Source organism: Halorubrum yunnanense (genome assembly GCF_026586675.1).
Taxonomy (GTDB): Archaea; Halobacteriota; Halobacteria; order Halobacteriales; family Haloferacaceae; genus Halorubrum; species Halorubrum yunnanense.
In genome coordinates this window covers 1-501 of record NZ_JAODIX010000094.1, presented here as the reverse complement: position 1 = coordinate 501, position 501 = coordinate 1, and the positions used below count along the sequence as shown (strand labels likewise).

General features: G+C 56.5%; 2 protein-coding genes. Both read right to left on the bottom strand.

Annotation, left to right across the window (positions count from 1 at the left end):
* The coding region (locus N5096_RS16015) for an RNA-guided endonuclease InsQ/TnpB family protein (protein WP_267665788.1) at positions 1–367 on the bottom strand (367 nt) is incomplete at its 3' end.
* Positions 367–501, bottom strand: a 135-nt coding sequence (locus N5096_RS16010) for a transposase (protein ID WP_267665789.1), incomplete at its 5' end; no start/stop codon positions are given. The genes N5096_RS16015 and N5096_RS16010, both read right to left, overlap by 1 nt.

Sequence of the window (501 nt, the reverse complement as noted above, 5' to 3'; positions counted from 1 at the left end):
CGAGCTTGAAGCCAGACTGACTGTACGTGAAACTGCGGAACTCCCGTGGCGGCTTCCACTTGAGTTGACCGACGCCGTAGCCGTTCTCCTTGAGCTTGGAGAGGCTGTTGAGGTTGTCGAACAGTCGTTCCACGACGGTTTGGAGAACCTTCGAGTACACGTCCGAGAGGCCGTCCCACCACTGTTTGAGGTCGGGTAGTTCCGACCGAAGCGTGGTCATGGACGGAAGTTCACCGTGTTCGTCTTGGTACTCGTTGAGGCGGTAGAGCGTGTGGTTGTACAGTTGCCTGCAAATATCGCGGTGGCGGTCCAACTCCTCTCGGTCGGCGTCGGACGGCTTGAGTCGATACTTGTAGGCGTAGTACATCAGTTCTCCCGCTGGTCTTCGACGTACTGTTTCAGCACGTCCAAAGATACCTGCCCCGTCGAGATGAGGCAGTACGAGTCGTTCCAGAACGAGTCACCCCACAGTTCGGTCTTCAGTTCATCCTCGTACTCGTT